General features: G+C 55.5%; 14 protein-coding genes. 13 read left to right on the plus strand and 1 reads right to left on the minus strand.

The window, feature by feature from the left end; genetic code table 11:
• Positions 1–120 precede the first annotated feature (120 nt).
• Positions 121–1,404, plus strand: coding sequence for an aminopeptidase PepB (pepB, locus tag AC1UKS_RS05860; RefSeq protein ID WP_346593916.1), 1,284 nt, complete (start codon positions 121–123; stop codon positions 1,402–1,404).
• 15 nt (positions 1,405–1,419) lie between these two features.
• Positions 1,420–2,199 (plus strand): enhanced serine sensitivity protein SseB, encoded by a 780-nt coding sequence (gene sseB, locus AC1UKS_RS05865; protein ID WP_013203400.1) that lies wholly within the window; start codon positions 1,420–1,422, stop codon positions 2,197–2,199.
• Between the two features lie 71 nt (positions 2,200–2,270).
• Here the strand turns inward: sseB and sseA are convergent, their stop codons facing one another.
• Positions 2,271–3,116, minus strand: a complete 846-nt coding sequence (gene sseA, locus AC1UKS_RS05870) for a 3-mercaptopyruvate sulfurtransferase (protein ID WP_482436092.1) — start codon at positions 3,114–3,116, stop codon at positions 2,271–2,273.
• Positions 3,117–3,370: 254 nt separating this feature from the next.
• Here sseA and AC1UKS_RS05875 point away from each other — a divergent pair, with 254 nt between their 5' ends.
• The 11 genes from AC1UKS_RS05875 to der all read left to right on the plus strand — a co-directional run bounded on the left by AC1UKS_RS05875 (position 3,371) and on the right by der (position 20,535).
• Positions 3,371–8,335 carry an alpha-2-macroglobulin family protein gene (locus AC1UKS_RS05875; RefSeq protein ID WP_482436093.1) on the plus strand — a complete coding sequence of 1,655 codons (4,965 nt, stop codon included), beginning with the start codon at positions 3,371–3,373 and terminating at the stop codon, positions 8,333–8,335.
• Positions 8,336–8,407: 72 nt separating this feature from the next.
• Complete coding sequence (gene pbpC, locus AC1UKS_RS05880) at positions 8,408–10,696, plus strand: peptidoglycan glycosyltransferase PbpC (protein WP_482436888.1); 2,289 nt, start codon at positions 8,408–8,410, stop codon at positions 10,694–10,696.
• 174 nt (positions 10,697–10,870) lie between these two features.
• Entirely contained in the window at positions 10,871–11,302 is a 432-nt protein-coding gene (gene ndk / locus AC1UKS_RS05885) for a nucleoside-diphosphate kinase (RefSeq protein ID WP_013203396.1), read from the plus strand.
• 181 nt (positions 11,303–11,483) lie between these two features.
• Positions 11,484–12,653: a dual-specificity RNA methyltransferase RlmN gene (gene rlmN, locus AC1UKS_RS05890; RefSeq protein ID WP_013203395.1), complete on the plus strand. Its 1,170-nt coding sequence runs from the start codon at positions 11,484–11,486 to the stop codon at positions 12,651–12,653.
• Between the two features lie 82 nt (positions 12,654–12,735).
• Complete coding sequence (gene pilW, locus AC1UKS_RS05895; RefSeq protein ID WP_482436094.1) at positions 12,736–13,467, plus strand: type IV pilus biogenesis/stability protein PilW; 732 nt, start codon at positions 12,736–12,738, stop codon at positions 13,465–13,467.
• Complete coding sequence (gene rodZ, locus AC1UKS_RS05900; protein WP_265911261.1) at positions 13,457–14,446, plus strand: cytoskeleton protein RodZ; 990 nt, start codon at positions 13,457–13,459, stop codon at positions 14,444–14,446. The genes pilW and rodZ overlap by 11 nt, the downstream gene beginning before the upstream one ends.
• Positions 14,447–14,487: 41 nt before the next feature.
• Positions 14,488–15,609 carry a flavodoxin-dependent (E)-4-hydroxy-3-methylbut-2-enyl-diphosphate synthase gene (gene ispG, locus AC1UKS_RS05905; RefSeq protein ID WP_013203392.1) on the plus strand — a complete coding sequence of 374 codons (1,122 nt, stop codon included), beginning with the start codon at positions 14,488–14,490 and terminating at the stop codon, positions 15,607–15,609.
• A 98-nt stretch (positions 15,610–15,707) separates the two neighbouring features.
• Entirely contained in the window at positions 15,708–16,982 is a 1,275-nt protein-coding gene (gene hisS / locus AC1UKS_RS05910) for a histidine--tRNA ligase (protein WP_482436095.1), read from the plus strand.
• Positions 16,983–17,021: 39 nt separating this feature from the next.
• Positions 17,022–17,642, plus strand: a complete 621-nt coding sequence (locus tag AC1UKS_RS05915) for a YfgM family protein (RefSeq protein ID WP_013203390.1) — start codon at positions 17,022–17,024, stop codon at positions 17,640–17,642.
• A gap of 47 nt (positions 17,643–17,689) precedes the next feature.
• Positions 17,690–18,871 carry an outer membrane protein assembly factor BamB gene (gene bamB, locus AC1UKS_RS05920; protein ID WP_013203389.1) on the plus strand — a complete coding sequence of 394 codons (1,182 nt, stop codon included), beginning with the start codon at positions 17,690–17,692 and terminating at the stop codon, positions 18,869–18,871.
• Between the two features lie 176 nt (positions 18,872–19,047).
• Positions 19,048–20,535: a ribosome biogenesis GTPase Der gene (gene der, locus AC1UKS_RS05925; RefSeq protein ID WP_013203388.1), complete on the plus strand. Its 1,488-nt coding sequence runs from the start codon at positions 19,048–19,050 to the stop codon at positions 20,533–20,535.
• The last annotated feature ends 350 nt before the right edge of the window (positions 20,536–20,885 follow it).

Below are 20,885 nucleotides of genomic sequence, written 5' to 3' on the forward strand. Positions count from 1 at the left end.
TTCAGTCCGTTTGCTCTCATTTCTGCAAGTCTGATTAGACGAACGCAAATAAAGGTTTATTGTAGTGACCGACCGTTTTTAAGGACGGACCAAATAATAAACTCTAGAAGGAGCCATGCGATGACAACCACACCAATGAAAATAACACTGTCAACGGCAGCGGCGGATGCACGTTGGGGCGAAAAAGCGACCCTGACCAGCAATGACAGCGGGATGACCATTCATCTGACCGGCAGCGATGCGCTGGCAACTATCCAGCGCGCAGCGCGTAAAATTGATGCGCAGGGCATCCGTCATGTCAGCCTGAGTGGCGACTGGGATTTGGAAAAGAGCTGGGCATTCTGGCAGGGTTATCGTGGGCCGAAAGGTCAGCGCACCGTTGAGTGGGCGACGCTGAATGACAGCGACCGTGCCGAATTCGACAGCCGCATGAAGATCATCAACTGGGTGCGCGACACCATCAACCTGCCTGCAGAAGACCTTAGCCCTGAGCAACTGGCTCAGCGTGCCGTCGATCTGCTGTGTGGCGCAGGCAGCGACAAGGTCAGCTACCGCATCACCAAAGGCGAAGATCTGCGCAAGCAGGGCTATATGGGCCTGCACACCGTCGGTCGCGGCTCGACCCGCAGCCCGGCGTTTTTGGCGCTGGATTACAATCCAACGGGCGATGAGAACGCACCGGTGTTTGCCTGCCTGGTGGGTAAGGGCATCACCTTTGATACCGGCGGCTACAGCCTGAAGCCTAGCGGTTCAATGGACTCAATGAAGTCAGATATGGGCGGCGCAGCGACGCTGACCGGTTCTCTGGCGCTGGCCATCAGCCGTGGGCTGGCCAAACGCGTCAAACTCTATCTTTGCTGTGCCGACAATATGGTTAGCGGCAACGCTTTCCGTCTGGGCGATATCATCACTTACCGTAACGGCAAAACCGTTGAAGTGATGAATACCGATGCAGAAGGGCGCCTGGTGCTGGCTGATGGCCTGATTGATGCCAGTGAGCAAAACCCTGAGCTGTTGATTGATGCCGCTACCCTGACTGGCGCGGCGAAAACCGCTTTAGGTAATGATTACCACGCGCTGTTCAGCTTTGACGATCGGTTGGCTCAGTCACTGCTTGGCAGTGCAACGGATGAGAACGAGCCGTTCTGGCGCTTGCCGCTGGCTGAATTCCATCGTGGCCACCTGCCATCCAACTTTGCCGATCTGAACAACATTGCTGCGCCTTCACACACTGCCGGTGCCAGCTCTGCGGCTGCCTTCCTGTCGCATTTTGTGAAGAATTATCAGCAGGGCTGGCTGCATATCGACTGTTCAGCCACCTACCGTAAAGGTGCGGTCGATCAGTGGTCTGCCGGTGCGACGGGCTTAGGCGTGCGTACCGTCGCCAATATGCTGCTGAAATAAGCCTGGATCGAACCGATGAATGAAACCAATCAGCGCCTTGAAGAGGTGCTAAAACTGGCCGCGACTGAGCCTGCTCATCGCCCTGAATTTTTTGCTCTGCTGATGGACGCCAGCGTCTGGGTGCCAGGTGAAAGCCCGGAGGAACAGGCCGTCACCGCTGAATCTCAGGTGGACCTGCAGCACTGGGAAAAAGACGACGGCACCAGCATCATTCCCTTCTTTACCTCGGTAGAAGCGATGGAGCAGGCGGTCACCGAAGAGCAGCCATTCCTGGTGATGCCGGTACGCACCCTGTTTGAAATGACGGTGGGAGAAACGCTGTTTCTCAACCCTAAGCTGCCGACAGGCAAAGAGTTCTCCCCACGCGAAATCACCAGCCTGTTGGGCGAAGGCGCGAATGCGCTTAGCCAGCAAACCGTGCTGGAGGGGGGAACCTCGCTGTTACTGTCTGAGATTGCTGAACCGCCGGCGCAGATGATTGATTCCCTGACCCAGCTGTTTGCGAAATATAAGCAGGTTCGTCGGGCTTATGTGGCGCATATCAAAGAAGCGGCAGAGGATCGGCCTAATCTGTTGATTGGGATTGAAGCGGACAGCGATATCGAGGCGATTATTCAGGCGGCGGGCAGCGTGGCAACGGATACGCTGTTGGAAGATGAGCCGGTGGATATTTGTGAAGTGGTGGAAAACGATAAAGGCATCAGCCACTTCTTTACCGCCCATATCACCCCATTTTATGAACGTAAGTGGGGCAGCTTCCTGCGTCAGTTTAAGGCGAACAATAAGCCGGCATAAGGTCGTCAAGTCGGCATAAGGTGAAAAAAGGCGGGTCAGCTTAGTTGACCCGCCTTTTTTATCTTGGTTAATCAGCCAACGGCGATGGGCAGATCGTCACGGCTTCCCCATTCTCCCCAGGAGCCGTCATACAGCGTAACGTTTTCGACGCCCAGCGTGGTCAACGCCAGAATGACCACCACCGCCGTCACGCCGGAGCCACAGCTGGTGACGATCGGCTGGGTGAGATCGACGCCTTGCTGGCTGAAAATCTCTTCCAGCGCCTTTGGCGACTTCAACTGACCGTCTTCGACCAACGAATTCCACGGCACATTCAGGCTGTTAGGAATGCGTCCACGGTGCAGGCCGGGACGGGGTTCATCCACTTCGCCTCTGAAACGGTTAGCTGCTCGCGCGTCCACAATTTGCGCGCCGCCTTCATGACTGATCAACAACACGTCGGTCAGGCGTTTCACCAGTTTGCTGTCAAAGCGGGCGTCAAATTCCGCTTCGGGTAGGCCAACCGCACCGCTTTCCAGCGCATAACCGGCCTCTTCCCAGCCTTTTAATCCGCCGGCCAGAATCGACACCTTCGCCACGCCGAACTCGCGCAGCATCCACCAGGCGCGCGGAGCAGAGAACAGGTTGCCCTCATCGTAAACCACCAGGTGTTTATCGCTGTTGACCCCCAGCTCACGCATCGCCACGGCAAAGGCTTCCGCCCTTGGCAACATATGCGGGTAAGGGCTGGTGTGATCCGACAGGGCTTCGATATCAAAGAACGGCGCGGCAGGCAGGTGCTTTGCCAGATATTCAGCCTTAATGTCCCGCTGGTTTTCCATACCCGGAGGCAACATGCGTGCGTCTACGATTTGCAGATCGGGATCCGAAAGGTGTTCTGCCAGCCAGTCGGCGGTAACAAAAAAAGAGGATGTCATAGCGGCCTCGCATTGGGACATGAAGTAACGATAGTTCCAGTGTACCGCGCTGTTCTTTCACCACAAGATGTTCCGCACTATCAGAATGATATTACGTAAGAATCTGAATGCAGCGCGCAATTCTGATGTCGTTGGCAAACTGGCCGTGAATAACTTTGCGAAATGTTGCTAAAAGTGAAAAAACAGGCTTTTTTTTGCCCCTGCTGAGGTCATACTGTGCACCTCAATTATGGGGTGCTGGCCATGGAGTCATGATGAACGTTAAACGGAATGGATTATGTGTTGCGGCTTTTCTCTCGCTGCTGCTGTTAGGTGGCTGCGATCAAAAAGAAGAAACTTCGTCGACACCGGCCAGCCAGAGTGCATCAGATAAGGCACCAGCCAGCAAAGCGCCGTTATTAAGCGATGCGCAGAGGGCGGCTGAAGCAAAACGTGATACCGGTAAACCCTTAACGCTTATTGATGCTTCCGAAGTGCAGCTGGATGGCTCCGCTACGCTGGTACTGACGTTTTCGATCCCGCTCGACGATCGGCAAAACTATGCCAGCCAGTTACATCTGATCGACACTAAAACCGGTGCGGTCGAAGGCGGATGGGAGCTTTCACCCTCGCGTAAAGAACTGCGTTTCCGCCATCTTGAACCGGCGCGTGAGCTGACCGTTTCGGTAGATAGCGGGATAAAAGCCGCCAATGGCGCTGTCCTTGAGCAGGCCTTCCAGCAAAAAATAGCCACGCGTGACGTGCAGCCGATGGTGGGCTTTGCCAGCCGCGGTTCACTTCTGCCGACCAAAGTTACGCAGGGTCTGCCGGTTCTGGCGCTCAACATTAACAGCATCGATGTCGATTTCTTCCGGGTAAAACCGGCTTCACTGCCTTCTTTTCTGGCGTCCTGGCAATATGGCACCACGCTTTCCAGCTGGCAGTCACAGGATGTGCTGACCAAAGCCGACCTGGTCTACACCGGCCGTTTTGATCTCAATCCGCAGCGCAATACCCGCGAAAAAATGCTGCTGCCGCTCAGCAACATTGACGCGCTAAAACAGCCTGGCGTGTATCTGGCGGTGATGAAGCAGGCCGGTTCCTACAACTACAGCAACCCCGCCACGCTCTTCACGCTGAGCGATATCGGCCTGTCTTTGCATCAGTTCCCACAAACGCTGGCGTTGTTCAGCCAGAGCCTGGAAAGCGGAGCGGCTCTGCCCGGTGCTCAGCTTTCACTGTTGGACGACAAAGGGCAGGTTCTGGCCGAAGCGACTGCGGATGCGCAGGGCCATGCGGAATTTGCCCGCTTCCTGAAAGCCAAAATCGTGCTGGCAAAGCTGGGGGAGCAAACCACGCTGTTGGATCTGACGCGTCCGGCATTGGATCTGGCGGAATTCGCGGTGGCTGGTCCGGAAGGGTACGACAAGCAGATCTTTATCTTTGGCCCACGCGACCTGTATCGCCCGGGTGAGACGGTGGTGATCAATGCGCTGATGCGTGATGCCGATGGTCAACCTTTGCCTCCTCAGCCGGTCACGCTGGAAGTAGTTAAGCCGGATGGCGAAGTTGCCCGCACGTTAGTCTGGCAGCCAGAAAATGGCCTCTATCAATATCGTTTCACCTTGCCGGAGTCGGCCACCACCGGCAAATGGTCATTCCGTCTGAATACCGGCGATAACCGCAAACGAAGCTGGGCATTTAACGTAGAAGACTTTATGCCAGAGCGCATGGCATTGACCCTGAAAAGCAGCCCACTTCCGCAGTCTATGGAGGAGGATGCTGCCTTCCAGGTGAATGGCCGTTATCTGTATGGTGCGCCGGCTGCCGGAAACACTCTGCAGGGTCAACTGTTCCTGCGCCCGTTGAGGGATGCTGTGGCCAGCCTGCCAGGCTATCAGTTTGGCGACATCACTGAATCCGACCTGAAACGCACGCTTGATGAAGTTGACCTCAAGCTGGACGCTGAGGGCAACAGCAATGTAGTGGCCGAATCGAGCTGGAAAGAGGCACATTCACCGCTGACCGTTATCCTGCAAGCCAGCCTGCTGGAGGCGGGCGGCCGACCGGTAACGCGGCGTGCTGCTCAGGCAATTTGGCCGGCGGAGGTTTTACCCGGTATCCGGCCTTTATTTGGTAATAAGGACGTTTACGATTATCGCAGCGACAGTTATCACAGCCAGCCCATGGTGGAAGAGGGCAGTACCGCCGCCTTTGATTTGGTGTATGCCAACAGTCGCGGCCAGAAGCTGGCTGCCCAGGAGTTGACTGTCCGTTTGATCCATGAACGCCGCGATTATTACTGGAGCTTCTCGGACGGCGAAGGCTGGCAGTCCCGCTTCGATCAGAAAGATCTGGTTGAAGATGAACATAACGTCACCATTGCCGCTGACGGTAGCACGCGTGTCGAATATCCTGTGGACTGGGGATCCTATCGTCTTGAAGTGCGTGACCCGGAGAATAATGTGCTCAGCAGCGTGCGCTTCTGGGCGGGCTACAGCTGGCAGGATAATACCGAGGGTTCCGGGGCGCTGCGGCCGGATCAGGTCAAGTTAACGCTCGATAAACCGGCTTATAAACCGGGTGAGAAAGCAAAAGTGCGCGTTGAATCTCCGGCTGCGGGTAAAGGCTATCTGATGGTGGAGTCCAGTAACGGTCCACTGTGGTGGCAGGAGATCACCGTCCCTGCCGGTGGCGTTGATGTTGACGTGCCGGTTGATAACGCCTGGAAACGCCATGACCTGTACCTCAGCGCGCTAGTGATCCGCCCTGGGGATAAAACCCAGGGAAGCACGCCAAAACGCGCGGTAGGCTTACTGCATCTTCCACTGGCGCAAGAGAACCGACGTTTGTCCCTCAGCCTGGATGCCGCAGAGAAAATTCGCCCGCAGCAGACGCTGAAAGTGAAGGTGAAAGCGGGCGTTTCGCAGGGACCGGTAACGCAAAAAATCACCGTGCTGCTGTCAGCCGTTGATAGCGGTGTCTTAAGCATTACCGATTACAAAACGCCGGATCCGTGGGAAGCCTTCTTTGGCCGCAAACGGTACAACGCCGATCAATATGATGTTTACGGTCAGTTGATTGAAGGCAGCGGTCGCCTGGCGGCTCTGCGCTTCGGTGGTGACGGCGATGACGAAGATCCGTTAGCCCTTGGCGGGCAGAAACCGGTCACTCACGTCAATATTGTGGCCCAACAGCTGCAGGCCGTTACGCTCGATGCCAATGGCGAGGGCACGCTTGAGCTGCCAATACCGGAGTTCAACGGTGAACTGCGCGTAATGGCGCAGGCCTGGAGCGATAGCGACTTTGGTTCAGCAGAGAAGAAAGTGGTTGTCGCGGCACCGTTAGTCAGTGAACTGGCGACGCCGCGCTTTATGGCGGGTGGCGACCGCGCCAGGCTGGCGATGGACCTGACTAACCTGACCCCACAGCCGCAAACGCTGCAAATCGCGTTCAGTGCGGGTGGTTTGCTTAAGCTGGATGATCCGCAGACGCAATCAGTGATCCTGAAAGCAGGAGAACGCAAAACGCTGTTCCTGCCCGTCACCGCCTCAGCAGGATTTGGAGATGGCGACGTCAGTACGGAAATTACCGGCCTGTCGTTGCCAGGGGAAGCGTTCAAACCGATGAAACAACAATGGAAAATTGGCGTTCGTCCCGCCTGGCCGGGCGTGGCACGCAGCTTTAGCAGCGTGCTGCATGCGGGTGAGCCCTGGGCCTTGCCGGCAGATGCGCTGACCGGTCTGGCAACGGAAACCCTGCAGGGACAGCTGGTGTTAAGCAATAAACCTCCGCTGAATATCGCCCGCTATATTGCCGAACTCTACGCCTACCCGTACGGCTGTCTGGAGCAGACAACCAGCGGACTCTATCCTTCACTGTTTACCAATCAATTGCAGTTGAAGGCGCTGGGGATCAAGACCAGCACTGATGAAGCGCGTCGGGCCTCCATCGATCTGGGCATTGACCGTCTGGCGGGAATGCAGCGTGCAAACGGCGGCTTTGGCTTGTGGAGCAAAGAGAGTCCGGAAGAGTTTTGGCTGACGGCCTACGTGACTGATTTCCTCGTGCGGGCTAACGAGATGGGCTATGGCGTGGAAAAATCAGTGATTGAAAATGCAGACCAGCGCCTGCTGCGCTATCTGCAGGATCCTACTCAAATCGAGGTTTACTACAGCCAGGATAGCTTTGCCTCCCGCTTTAGCGTTCAGGCATATGCTGCGCTGGTCCTTGCGCGTCAGCAAAAAGCGCCACTGGGCGCACTGCGGGCCCTTTTCGATAAACAAGGTCAGGCGAAAACCGGGCTGTCGCTGGTCCAACTGGGCGTTGCATTGAAATTAATGGGCGATCGGCCGCGTTCTGAGCAAGCCCTGGCCCTCGGGCTGGCGACGCAGCGCAGCCAGAAAGAGAGCTGGCTGGGCGATTACGGCAGCGATATCCGCGATCAAGCCATGATCTACGTGTTGTTGTCAGAGAATAAGCTGCTGCCACAGGCGCAGGACAGCTTACTGCTTACGTTGACGCAGAACTTGAATGGTAAGCGCTGGCTCTCTACCCAGGAAAATAATGCCCTGTTCCTGGTGGGCAGGGCGCTGACCGATGCCTCAGGTTCAGCCTGGCAGGCCACGCTGAACGGCAGTTCCCTCAATGGTAAAGGACCGGTGACCACGCCATTAAACTTCCCAGAGCTGGCGGAAGGGGTTCAGTTGCAAAACGCTTCTGCGGATGCCATTTACAGTCGACTGGATGTGGTTGGCTACCCAACGGCTAAGCCGGCGCCTTTCAACAGTGTGCTGAATGTCACCCGACGTTATCTTGATCTTCAGGGCAAGGAGATCTCACTGGAAAACCTGAAGAGCGGTGATTTGCTGCTGGTCAACCTGAAGGTCTGGGCGGATCGTCGGGTGCCAGATGCGCTGGTGGTCGATCTTCTGCCGGCGGGACTTGAGCTGGAAAACCAGAACCTGGCGAACAGCAGCGCCAGCCTGCAGGAGAGCGCCGCCGATGTGCAGGAGTTGATGGGGGATATGCAGCAGGCCAATATCAAACACATCGAGTTCCGTGACGATCGCTTTGTTGCCGCGGTGGATGTGGATGGCTATCGCCCGGTTACCCTACTTTATCTGGCAAGGGCGGTGACGCCGGGTCAGTACCTGATGCCGCCGCCCCAGGTGGAATCGATGTATGTCCCACAATGGCGGGCGCTGGGAACTACGCCAGACAGCCTGACGATTCACTGAGTTGCAGGTGCCTGGCTTAACGCCGGGCACCGCTAAACAATGAATAAGCTATTACGCTATACCCGCTGGTTGATGGTGCCGATTGCCATTGTGCTGCTGCTTGTACTGGCGGATCGATTGTGGCCGTTGCCGCTGAAGGAGCTGCAGCCAGCGCGAGTGGTTGTAGCGGAAGATGGCACGCCGCTGTGGCGCTTTGCTGATGCCCAGGGCGTTTGGCGTTATCCCGTTACGCCAGAAGACGTTTCCCCTGATTACCTGCAAGCGTTACTCACCTATGAAGACCGCTGGTTCTGGTATCACCCGGGTATTAATCCCTTTTCGGTTATCCGGGCTGCCTGGCAGGATCTGAGCGGAGGTGAGATCGTTTCAGGCGGCAGCACGCTAACGATGCAGGTTGCCCGACTGATTGACCCCCACCCGAGAACCTTTACCGGCAAGCTCTGGCAGGCATGGCGTGCCATGCAGCTGGAATGGCATCTGTCCAAGCGTGACATTCTGACGCTGTATCTCAACCGTGCGCCTTTTGGTGGCACGGTAGAAGGCGTCGGCGCAGCAAGCTGGACCTGGCTTGGCAAGCCTCCCTCGCAGCTAACCAAAAGCGAAGCCGCATTGCTGGCGGTATTGCCACAGGCGCCGAGCTGGTTGAGGCCCGATCGCTGGCCAGAGCGGGCTCAGGCCGCGCGAAATAAAGTGCTGGAAAGAATGGTCGCTCTGCATGTCTGGCCGAAAGAGCAGGTTGAGGAGATTTATCCGGAGCCTGTCTGGCTGGCGCCAAGGCAGATGCCACAGCTGGCCCCGTTGCTGTCCCGCCGTTTAGTGGCGATGTCCAGTCAGCAAAAGATCGTCTCAACTGTCGATGCCGCACTGCAGCGGCAGATCGAGGCGCTGACGTCAGGCTGGAAAAGCCAGCTACCGCCGCGCACCTCCATGGCAGTCCTGGTGGTCGATCATGCCACGATGAAAGTGCGGGCCTATCTGGGCTCGGTCGATCTGGACGATGACAGCCGCTTCGGCCATGTGGATATGATCAGCAGCATCCGATCGCCGGGGTCGGTTCTGAAGCCTTTCGTCTATGGCATGGGGCTGGATCAGGGGCTGATTGCCGCGGAATCGCTGTTGCAGGATGTCCCACGCCGTTTTGGTGATTACCGACCGGGTAATTTTGATACCGGATTTCACGGTGCCGTTAGCGCCAGCGAAGCTTTGACCCGTTCGCTGAACTTGCCTGCGGTGCAGCTGCTGGAGGCGGTCGGGCCGAAGTTTCTGGCTGCCAGCTTGCGCAATGTGGGCCTCACGCTGCGTTTCCCGCCGGCAGCGGAGCCAAACCTGTCCTTAGTTTTAGGGGGGACCGGCGCGCGAATGGATCAGATTGTTGCGGCCTACAGCGCCTTTGCCCGTAACGGGCTGGCGGCAGGATTACGCTTTATGCCGGAACAACCGCTGGTGGAAAGGCCATTACTTTCACCTGGCTCAGCATGGATCGTCAGGCGGATCCTTGCCGGGGAGGTCAAACCCTTAGCAGACAGCCTGTTACCGGGCGTTGTCCCGCTGGCGGTAAAGACCGGGACCAGTTACGGCTATCGGGATGCCTGGGCCATCGGCGTCAATCCTCGTTACCTGATTGGCGTGTGGGTTGGCCGCCCGGATGGAACACCGGTTGCCGGGCAGTTTGGCTTTGCCAGCGCCGTACCGGTGTTAAATCAAATTAATAATTTGCTGATGACCTCACCCGGTTTTCGCGGTAACTGGTTACCTGTCGATCCGCGTCCTGCGACGGTCTCCGCCGGATCGTTATGTTGGCCGGGTGGGCTGGCATTACCTGAAGGCGACGGCAATTGCCGGCAGCGTAAGCAAAGCTGGATTCTGGAAGGGACGACACCGCCCACTTTACTGGCGCAAGGACAGGAAAATCTGGCAGGGCTGCAACAGCCGGTATGGATAAATGCTGCAGGCTTGCGCGTGGCAGCGGATTGCCCGCAGGCGAAGGGTGAAAATGTGGTGTTGTGGCCATTACCGCTGGAACCCTGGCTGCCGGTGTCTGAGCGACGGCAACAGCGGTTGCCCGCCGTGGATCCCCGCTGTCCGCCACTGGATAACGGCAGTGCGGTTCCTCTGATTTTAACGGGCGTTCGCAGTGGTCAGCTGTTGCATCGTCTGCCGGGTAAAAGTCAGCTGGACGTGAACGTCACGTCGCAGGGAGGCCGCGGAAATCAACGCTGGTGGTTCCTGGACGGCCGCGCGCTTACGCGCCCAAACCGGCAAGACACCGTAAATTTGTCATTAGGTAAAGCCGGCAGTTACCAGCTAACGGTGCTGGATGAGGGTGGACAAGTCGCCTCGGCAACTTTTACTGTGGAGTGATTCCGCTTGAATGCGATAAAACCGCTAAACATTTGTGGGTTTATAGATCGCATTTTTTTATTAAATTGTTGAATCTCCGATAGGCAAGGGCGGCGATGCCCCCTATAATCGGCGCCATTTTCCAGGCCGGGGAGCCTTTTCACCGGCCAAACTCGACATCAAACAGGGGTCCATATGACTATCGAACGTACTTTTTCTATCGTTAAGCCGAACGCGGTGGCAAAAAACGTTATTGGTGCCATCTTCAACCGTTTTGAAAGCGCTGGCTTCAAAATCGTTGGCAGCAAAATGCTGCACCTGAGCAAAGAGCAGGCTGAAGGTTTCTACGCTGAACACCAGGGCAAACCGTTCTTCGACGGTCTGGTAGAGTTCATGACTTCAGGTCCGGTTGTTGTTTCTGTGCTGGAAGGTGAAAACGCCGTTCAGCGTCACCGTGACCTGATGGGCGCTACTAACCCAGCTAACGCACTGGCGGGTACTCTGCGTGCAGATTACGCTGACAGCTTCACCGAGAACGCAACCCACGGTTCTGACTCTGCTGAATCTGCTGCCCGTGAAATCGCCTATTTCTTCGGCGAAGGTGAAGTTTGCCCGCGCACCCGCTAAGATCGTTACTCCAGGGCGAATAGCGGCGGGCGTTTACAATTTATTTTGCAGACGCGCTTTAACCTGTCGCTACACGCTTGTATGATAATGCGCCCCTGACCAGCCTGGCTGTCAGGGGCGCATTACTTTACCTTCCATTCCCCCAGAGCCATAACGTGTAATAACGAGGCCAGAGAATATTATGTCTGAACTAATTGTGAGTCCGTCGTCCGAATCTCCTGTCATTGCCACGCCAAAAACAGAAAAAATCAACCTGCTCGATCTGAATCGTCAGCAAATGCGCGAGTTTTTTGCCAGCATGGGCGAAAAGCCGTTCCGCGCCGATCAGGTGATGAAGTGGATGTATCACTACTGCTGTGATGATTTCGACGAGATGACCGACATCAACAAGGTTTTCCGCAACCGGCTGAAAGAAGTTGCTGAAATCCGCGCACCTGAAGTCGCAACCGAGCAGCGCTCGACCGATGGCACCATCAAATGGGCGATCACCGTTGGCGGTCAGCAGGTCGAAACCGTGTACATTCCGGAGAAAGACCGCGCCACCCTGTGCGTCTCTTCCCAGGTGGGCTGCGCGCTGGAATGCAAATTCTGCTCGACGGCGCAGCAAGGCTTCAACCGTAACCTGCGCGTGTCTGAAATTATCGGCCAGGTATGGCGTGCAGCAAAAATTATCGGTGCCTCTAAAATCACCGGTACGCGCCCGATTACCAACGTGGTAATGATGGGCATGGGCGAGCCGCTGCTTAACCTGAACAACGTTGTTCCGGCGATGGAAATCATGCTGGATGACTTTGGTTTCGGTCTGTCCAAGCGTCGCGTAACCCTGTCCACATCAGGCGTTGTTCCCGCACTGGATAAGCTGGGCGACATGATTGACGTGGCGCTGGCGATCTCCCTGCATGCGCCGAACGACACAATTCGTGACGAAATTGTGCCGGTTAACAAAAAGTACAATATCGAGACGTTTTTAGCCTCGGTGAGCCGTTACATTGCTAAGTCCAATGCCAATCAGGGCCGTGTGACCATTGAGTACGTGATGCTGGATCATGTGAATGACAGCACCGATAACGCACACGAACTGGCGGCATTGCTGAAAAACACCCCATGCAAAATCAACCTGATCCCATGGAACCCCTTCCCGGGCGCTCCTTATGGTCGCAGTTCGAACAGTCGCATCGATCGTTTTTCTAAAGTGTTGATGGATTACGGATTTACCACTATTGTGCGTAAGACGCGCGGTGATGATATCGATGCGGCCTGCGGACAGTTGGCCGGGGAAGTGATTGACCGTACCAAGCGTACCTTGCGTAAAAAAATGGCCGGTGAAGCGATTTCTGTGAAAGCGCTCTGAAACCTGAACGTTTGCAGTGACCCGTGCTGTCCGCCCTGATGTGAAAAGCGTACCATACGCTTAACTCAAATCAGGAGGTTGCATGGGTAAAGGATTCCCGTTCTGGTTGGCACTGTTGCTGGTAGCAGGCTGCCACTCGTCATCGCAACGCAATGAACTGCTGCAGACCCGACTACAATTGGGGCTGGATTATCTGGCCCGCGATAATTTATCTGCTGCCGGACGCAATCTGCATCAGGCCGTGGTGCTTGCACCGACGGATTATCGTGTTCAGCTGGCGATAGCGCGTTTTTACCAGCGATCGGATAACCCGGTTGCCGCCAGCGAGCATTATCAGAAGGCTCTGCTGCTGGCAGGACAAAACCGTGATGTAATCAATAATTACGGTGCGTTTCTCTGTAGTTTAGGGCAGTATGATGCGGCTCAGCAGCAGTTCAGCAAAGCCGCTGAATTACCTGAAAACGGCGTGCTTGCCGATGCGCGGGAAAATGCCGGTTACTGTTACCTCCTTTCGGGGGAACAGGATAGGGCACGGACAGCATTGGTTGAGGCAACACAAAACGCTGTCGACAAGGGAAAGGCTCTGCTGGCAGAAGCCGAAAGGCGATTTGGAAAGAATGAGCGCGAGGTATCGCGGCTCCTTTTAGATGTTTATCAACGCAACTTTTCAGCCTCGGCTGAGAGCTTGTGGTTAGAGATTCGCTTCGCCGCGCTGGCGCAGCAACCCGAAGGCGTAAAGCTTGCCGGGGCGCAGTTGGCGCGAAATTTTCCACAATCGATACAGCACCTGCATTATTTAGCTAATGAATACTGAAGCCACTCAAGATAACTCAGCAGTAAATTCAACAGGCCAGCGCCTGCGCAGTGCCCGTGAGCAAATGGGACTGACTCAGCAGAACGTTGCTGAACGCCTTTGCCTGAAACTTTCCACCGTCCGTGATCTTGAAGAGGATAAGTCGCCTGCCGATCTGGCGTCGACCTTCCTGCGGGGATATATCCGTTCTTATGCCCGTCTGGTACACGTACCTGAAGATGAACTGCTGCCGATGATGGCTAAGCATTCACCTGTTCGCGCTGCCAAAGTGGAGCCGATGCAGAGTTTTTCTTTGGGCAAACGTCGCAAAAAACGCGATGGCTGGTTGATGATTTTCACCTGGCTGGTCCTGTTTGTTGTCGTCGGATTGACCGGCGCCTGGTGGTGGCAAAACCACAAGGCTGCTCAGGACGATCTGGTGTCGATGGCCGATCAGAACGCGGGAACCAGTGGCGATAATAGCCAGTCGATCCCGCTGGGTGACAACAGCAATGACAACACGCCGGCCGATAACTCGGCCGCACAAAGTGTTCCTGCTGACGCCTCAGCCCAGACGCCATCAGCTTCGGCGCCAGCAGCAGCCAGCGCACCTGCTGCAACTCAGGCCCCGGCAAACAATGCCGCGGCTTCTTCACAGCCTGTTGCCGTTTCGCCTTCTCAGGCGCCAGTGGACAACACGGCCAACAGCCAGATGCCAACCGGATCTGCAGGCGTTAGCGCGCCAGCTGCCGACGGCAATGCGCTGGTGATGAGCTTCGATAAAGACTGCTGGCTGGAAGTCGCCGATGCAACAGGGAAAAAACTGTTCAGCGGAATGCAGCGTAGTGGTGGTAAACTCAGCCTCGCCGGTAAAGCGCCATATCGTCTGAAGATTGGTGCGCCGGGCGCCGTTCAGATCCAGTATCAGGGCCAGCCGGTCGATCTGAGTCGTTTCATCCGTACCAACCAGGTTGCTCGCCTGACAGTCGGTGCGCAATAACGCATCTTTCTGATCGCGAGTAATTGTGGAGAAAGAAGACTATGCATAACGCAGCACCCATTATCCGTCGCAAATCTACGCGCATTTACGTCGGCAAGGTGCCAGTGGGCGATGGCGCACCAATAGCCGTTCAGTCCATGACCAACACGCGAACCACCGATGTGGCCGCGACGGTCAATCAAATCAAAGCGCTTGAGCGTGTCGGTGTCGACATTGTTCGCGTTTCTGTTCCTACCATGGACGCCGCAGAGGCTTTTCGCCTGATCAAGCAGCAGGTCAATGTCCCGCTGGTTGCTGACATCCATTTCGACTATCGCATTGCCCTTAAGGTTGCCGAATACGGCGTTGACTGCCTGCGCATCAACCCAGGTAACATCGGCAATGATGAGCGTATCCGCCAGGTTGTGGACTGCGCGCGTCACTACAACATCCCTATCCGCATCGGCGTGAACGCCGGCTCGCTGGAAAAAGACCTGCAGGAAAAGTATGGCGAACCTACGCCACAGGCCCTGCTGGAATCTGCCATGCGTCATGTCGATCATCTGGATCGCCTGAACTTCGATCAGTTTAAAGTCAGCGTAAAAGCCTCCGACGTGTTTTTGGCCGTTGAGTCTTACCGTTTGCTGGCTAAGCAGATCGATCAGCCACTGCACCTTGGCATCACCGAAGCCGGTGGCATGCGTGCTGGCTCAGTGAAATCCGCCATCGGTCTTGGCTTGCTGCTCTCTGAAGGCATTGGCGATACGCTGCGCATCTCATTAGCCGCCGATCCGGTGGAAGAAGTGAAAGTCGGGTTCGATATCCTTAAATCCCTGCGCATTCGCTCACGCGGTATTAACTTTATTGCCTGCCCAACCTGTTCACGTCAGGAATTTGATGTGATTGGCACGGTGAATGAGCTAGAGCAACGGCTGGAAGATATTGTGACGCCGATGGATATTTCCATTATTGGCTGTGTGGTGAATGGCCCGGGTGAAGCGCTGGTTTCCACCCTTGGCGTCACCGGTAGCAACAAGAAAAGTGGCTTATATGAAGACGGCGTGCGCTTGCGTGAACGTCTTGATAACAACGACATGATCGATCAGCTGGAAGCCCGCATCCGTGCTAAAGCCACGATGATGGACGAAAGCCGCCGCATTGCTATCCAGCAGTTAGAAAAATAAATCGCATTTACGGGTTGGCCCGAAGGCCGGAGGACAGAGTTTACTGACATTCTGTCCCGGCCCTTTTAACCAGCCCCAGAGTTAAGAAGAGAAAAAAAGTGGCGAAGAATATCCAGGCTATCCGTGGCATGAATGATTACCTCCCCGCGGAAACCGTCGTATGGCAACGCATTGAGCAGATCCTCAAGCAGGTGCTGGCCAGCTATGGTTACAGTGAAATCCGCCTGCCGATTGTAGAGCAGACCCCTTTGTTCAAACGCGCCATCGGTGAAGTCACCGACGTGGTTGAAAAAGAGATGTACACCTTCGAAGACCGCAACGGTGAGAGCCTGACGCTGCGTCCGGAAGGCACGGCAGGGTGCGTACGTGCCGGTATCGAACATGGTCTGCTGTACAATCAGGAGCAGCGTCTCTGGTATGTGGGACCGATGTTCCGCTACGAGCGCCCGCAGAAAGGCCGTTATCGCCAGTTCCATCAGATGGGTGTGGAAGTCTTCGGCCTTCAGGGTCCTGACGTTGATGCTGAGCTGATCATGATGACCGCGCGCTGGTGGAAAGCGCTGGGCATTTCTGAACACGTTAAGCTGGAGCTGAACTCAATTGGTTCACTGGAGGCGCGTGCTAACTATCGTGATGCGCTGATCGCTTTCCTGGAACAACACCAGGACGTGCTGGATGAAGACTGCAAGCGCCGTATGTACACCAATCCGCTGCGTGTGCTGGACAGCAAAAACCCGGATATTCAGGCGTTGTTGAACGCGGCACCGGAGTTAAGCGATTATCTGGATGCCGAATCACGCGAGCACTTTGCTGGCCTGTGTGAACTGCTGGACTCTGCGGGTATCGCCTATACCCTTAACCAGCGTCTGGTGCGCGGGCTGGATTACTACAACCGCACCGTCTTTGAGTGGGTGACCACCAGTCTGGGCTCACAGGGCACCGTTTGTGGTGGCGGCCGTTATGATGGTCTGGTTGAACAGCTCGGCGGTCGTGCGACCCCAGCCGTCGGTTTTGCGATGGGTCTGGAGCGTCTGGTGCTGCTGGTTCAGGCAGTTAATCCGGAATTTGAACCGACGCGAATTGTCGATGTCTATGTTATCGCTTCGGGTCAAGGCGTGCAGTCGGCCGCCATGCAACTGGCCGAGCAGATTCGTGATGCAGACCCGACACTGAAGTTAATGACTAACTTCGGCGGCGGTAATTTCAAGAAGCAGTTCGCTCGTGCGGACAAGTGGGGCGCTCGCGTTGCACTGATGCTTGGCGAAGATGAAGTTGCCAACGGGCAGGTGACTATTAAAGATTTGCGCAATGGCGAGCAACAGACGCTGGCGCAACGTGATGCTGCAGCCACACTGGCAGCGATGTTGAAATAAGCCAAAAGCGGTATCGCGGTTTTAAAGGAGAAGGTTTGCGTGGAAGTCTATAGCAACGAAAACGAACAGGTTGATGCGTTACGCGGTTTCTTTGCCCAGAACGGTAAAGCACTGGTTATCGGCGTCATTATTGGTATCGGTGCCCTGGCCGGCTGGCGCTACTGGAGCAGCCATGAAGATGGCAGCAGCCGTGAAACCTCCGCAGCTTATCAGCAGGTGTCTGGCGCGCTGGATAGCAGCAAGCCAGAAACGCTGGCAGCTGCGGCCAAATTTGCCAGTGAAAACAGCAACACCTACGGTGCGCTGGCTTCTCTGGACGTGGCCAAGCGCTACGCGGACGGCAACCAGTTGGATCAAGCCGCAGCCCAGCTGCAAAGTGGCCTGAAAGATACTAAAGACGCGAACCTGCAAGCCGTGTTGAATCTGCGCCTGGCGCGTATTCAGCTGCAGCAGAAGAAACCTGATGAGGCGGTAAAAACCCTCGATTTAATCAAAGGTGACGGCTGGACAGCTATCGTGGCTGACGTGCGTGGTGAAGCCCTGCTCAGCAAAGGCGACACCAAAGGCGCCCACGATGCCTGGAGCAAAGGCATTGACTCTGACGCGTCTCCGGCGCTGAAAGAGATGCTGCAGATGAAAATGAATAATTTACCCGGCTAAGTTTACCCGCGGTATAAAATTGCCTCCACAGGCTCAAGAGGGATTTCATGGAATTGCGTAAGATACTTCTGCCGGGACTGATTTCAGTCACTTTGCTCAGCGGATGTTCATGGTTTAGCGGTGAAGAAGACGTCGTCAAAATGTCACCGTTACCAAAAGTTGAAAATCAGTTTACCCCGGAAAAAGTCTGGAGCACCTCAGTAGGTGATGGTGTAGGTGATTACTACTCCAACCTGCATCCGGGCTGGGCAGACAGTACGGTTTATGCCGCCGATCGCCATGGCATTGTGAAAGCACTGAACGCGGGCGACGGTAAAGAACAGTGGAAAGTTGACCTGTCAGAAAAAACCGGCTTCTTCTCCAGCAATCGTCCTGCGCTGATTTCAGGTGGCGTGACGGTTGACGGTGGTCATGTCTACCTCGGTAGCGAACGTGCTCAGGTCTATGCCCTGAACACCAGCGACGGCTCCGTTGCCTGGCAGACCCAGGCGGCCGGCGAAGTGCTGTCCCGTCCGGTGGTCAGCGATGGCCTGGTATTGATTCACACCAGTAACGGCATGCTGCAGGGGTTGGATCAGACCAGCGGTGCCATTAAGTGGTCGGTGAACCTCGACGTGCCGGCGCTTTCCCTGCGCGGTGAGTCTGCGCCTACAGCGGCCTTCGGTGCGGCGATTGTTGGCGGTGATAACGGTCGCGTGAGCGCCGTGATGATGAACCAGGGCCAGATTATCTGGCAGCAGCGTATTTCCCAGCCAAGCGGCGCCACAGAAATCGATCGCCTGTCTGACGTAGATACCACGCCGGTGGTGGTCAATGGCGTGGTTTATGCCCTGGCGTACAACGGCAACCTGACCGCGATGGACCTGCGTTCTGGTCAGATCCTGTGGAAGCGTGAAATTGGCTCCGTGCACGATATGATCGTTGATGGCGGCCGTATCTACCTGGTCGATCAGGATGACCGTGTGGTAGCCCTGAATACCGAAGGTGGCGTGACCATCTGGCGCCAGAGCGATCTGTTGCACCGTAACCTGACCTCGCCTGTGCTGTACAATGGCTATCTGGTTGTCGGCGATAGCGAAGGCTATCTGCACTGGATTAATACCGATGACGGTCGCTTCGTTGCTCAGCAGAACGTCGACAGCTCCGGCTTCCAGACTGAACCGGTCGTCGCCAGCGATAAGTTACTGATCCAGGCAAAAGGCGGCGAAGTTTACGCGTTTACCCGCTAACTTTCACCCGCTGTTCTGGTCTTAAACGGCTCCTGATTCGTCAGGGGCCGTTTCGTTTTTCTCTGGGCGTGGTATCCTCTACGCCTTCAGCCTGCGTGTGCGTCAGCACTCTTTTTGTTTGTCGTGCATGAATAGTATGTATGTCAGGCGCTTAATTTTTGTCATGAGGCTTCAATATGGTACCTGTGGTCGCGCTGGTCGGGCGTCCCAATGTGGGAAAATCCACCCTGTTTAACCGTTTAACGCATACGCGAGATGCGCTGGTGGCGGATTTTCCTGGACTGACGCGTGACCGTAAATATGGTCGTGCTGAGGTCGAAGGGCAGCAGTTTATTTGCATCGATACCGGCGGTATTGATGGTAACGAAGAAGGTGTGGAAACGCGCATGGCCGCGCAGTCCCTGTTGGCGATTGAAGAAGCCGATGTGGTGCTGTTTATGGTTGATGCCCGTGCCGGCCTGATGCCTGCTGATATCGCTATCGCCCAGCATTTACGCTCGCGCGAAAAACCGACTTTCCTGGTGGCGAACAAAACTGACGGTCTGGATCCTGATTCTGCCGTGGTGGATTTCTATTCGTTAGGCCTGGGCGAGATCCATGCGATTGCTGCTTCTCATGGCCGCGGCGTCGCAAGCCTGCTTGAAGATGTGCTGGAGCCTTACCGCGAAGTCGTGGAAGAGTCTGCACCGCTGACCGAAGAAGAAGAGAACGCCGCTTACTGGGCTGATTTGGAAGCGGCAGAGCAGGGTGAAATCGAAGCAGCGGAAGCTGAAGACAACTTCAACCCGCTGGATCTGCCGATCAAACTGGCCATCGTCGGTCGTCCTAACGTCGGTAAGTCAACGCTGACTAACCGTATTCTGGGCGAAGACCGCGTCGTGGTGTTTGATGCCCCGGGTACTACCCGTGACAGTATCTATATCCCGATGGAGCGCGACGGTCGCGAATACATCCTGATTGATACCGCCGGTGTACGTAAGCGTGGCAAGGTAACGGAGACCGTTGAGAAATTCTCGGTAATCAAAACCCTGCAGGCTATCGAAGACGCCAACGTGGTAATGCTGGTGATCGATGCCCGCGAAGGCATTTCCGATCAGGATCTGTCGCTGCTGGGCTTTATCCTCAACAGCGGCCGCTCGCTGGTGATTGTGGTTAACAAGTGGGATGGCCTGTCTCAGGAAGTGCGTGATGAAGTGAAAGAGACGCTGGACTTCCGTCTGGGCTTTATCGACTTTGCGCGCGTACACTTCATCTCTGCTTTACATGGCAGCGGTGTCGGCAACCTGTTTGAATCGGTCACCGAAGCCTATGACTGTTCCACGCGTCGCGTGAACACCTCTATGCTGACCCGCATCATGAATATGGCGGCAGATGACCATCAGCCGCCGCTGGTTCGTAGCCGCCGTGTAAAGCTGAAATATGCTCACGCCGGGGGATATAACCCGCCGATTGTGGTTATTCACGGTAATCAGGTGAAAGATCTGCCGGATTCCTACAAACGCTACCTGATGAACTACTTCCGCCGTTCGCTGGAAGTGATGGGCACGCCAATCCGTATTCAGTTCAAGGAAGGCGATAACCCGTACGAAGGCAAACGTAACCTGCTGACGCCAAATCAGCTGCGCAAACGTAAGCGTTTAATCAGCCATTTGAAGAAAAAGTAAAATGGATATTAAGGGAGCCGTCTGGCTCCCTTTTTTATTCCGTTTATTTTATTCCCGCCTCCCGAATATCAAAAAAATCACTTCAGCTATAATGGATAATTGTGGCGCTGAACTATTTCTTCCGCTTTCTACGCGTGCTATCTGCTTTTGCCAAAAAGAGCCGGAAGTGTGAAGTTTGTTAAGTTTGTGTTTATTCCTTTACGAACCACGTGGTACAATTTTGCCGTTATTTCAGAGCCACCCCGCCTGCAACAGGCGTCGTCAGGGGCTTTGGCTAACACAGGACGGGGACAGCCCGTATCGAATTGTTAATAAGTTTAGTGACTTAAGAATAATGTTCATCGCCCTCC

The sequence above is a fragment of the Erwinia sp. AK-PDG3-5 genome, assembly GCF_056821705.1.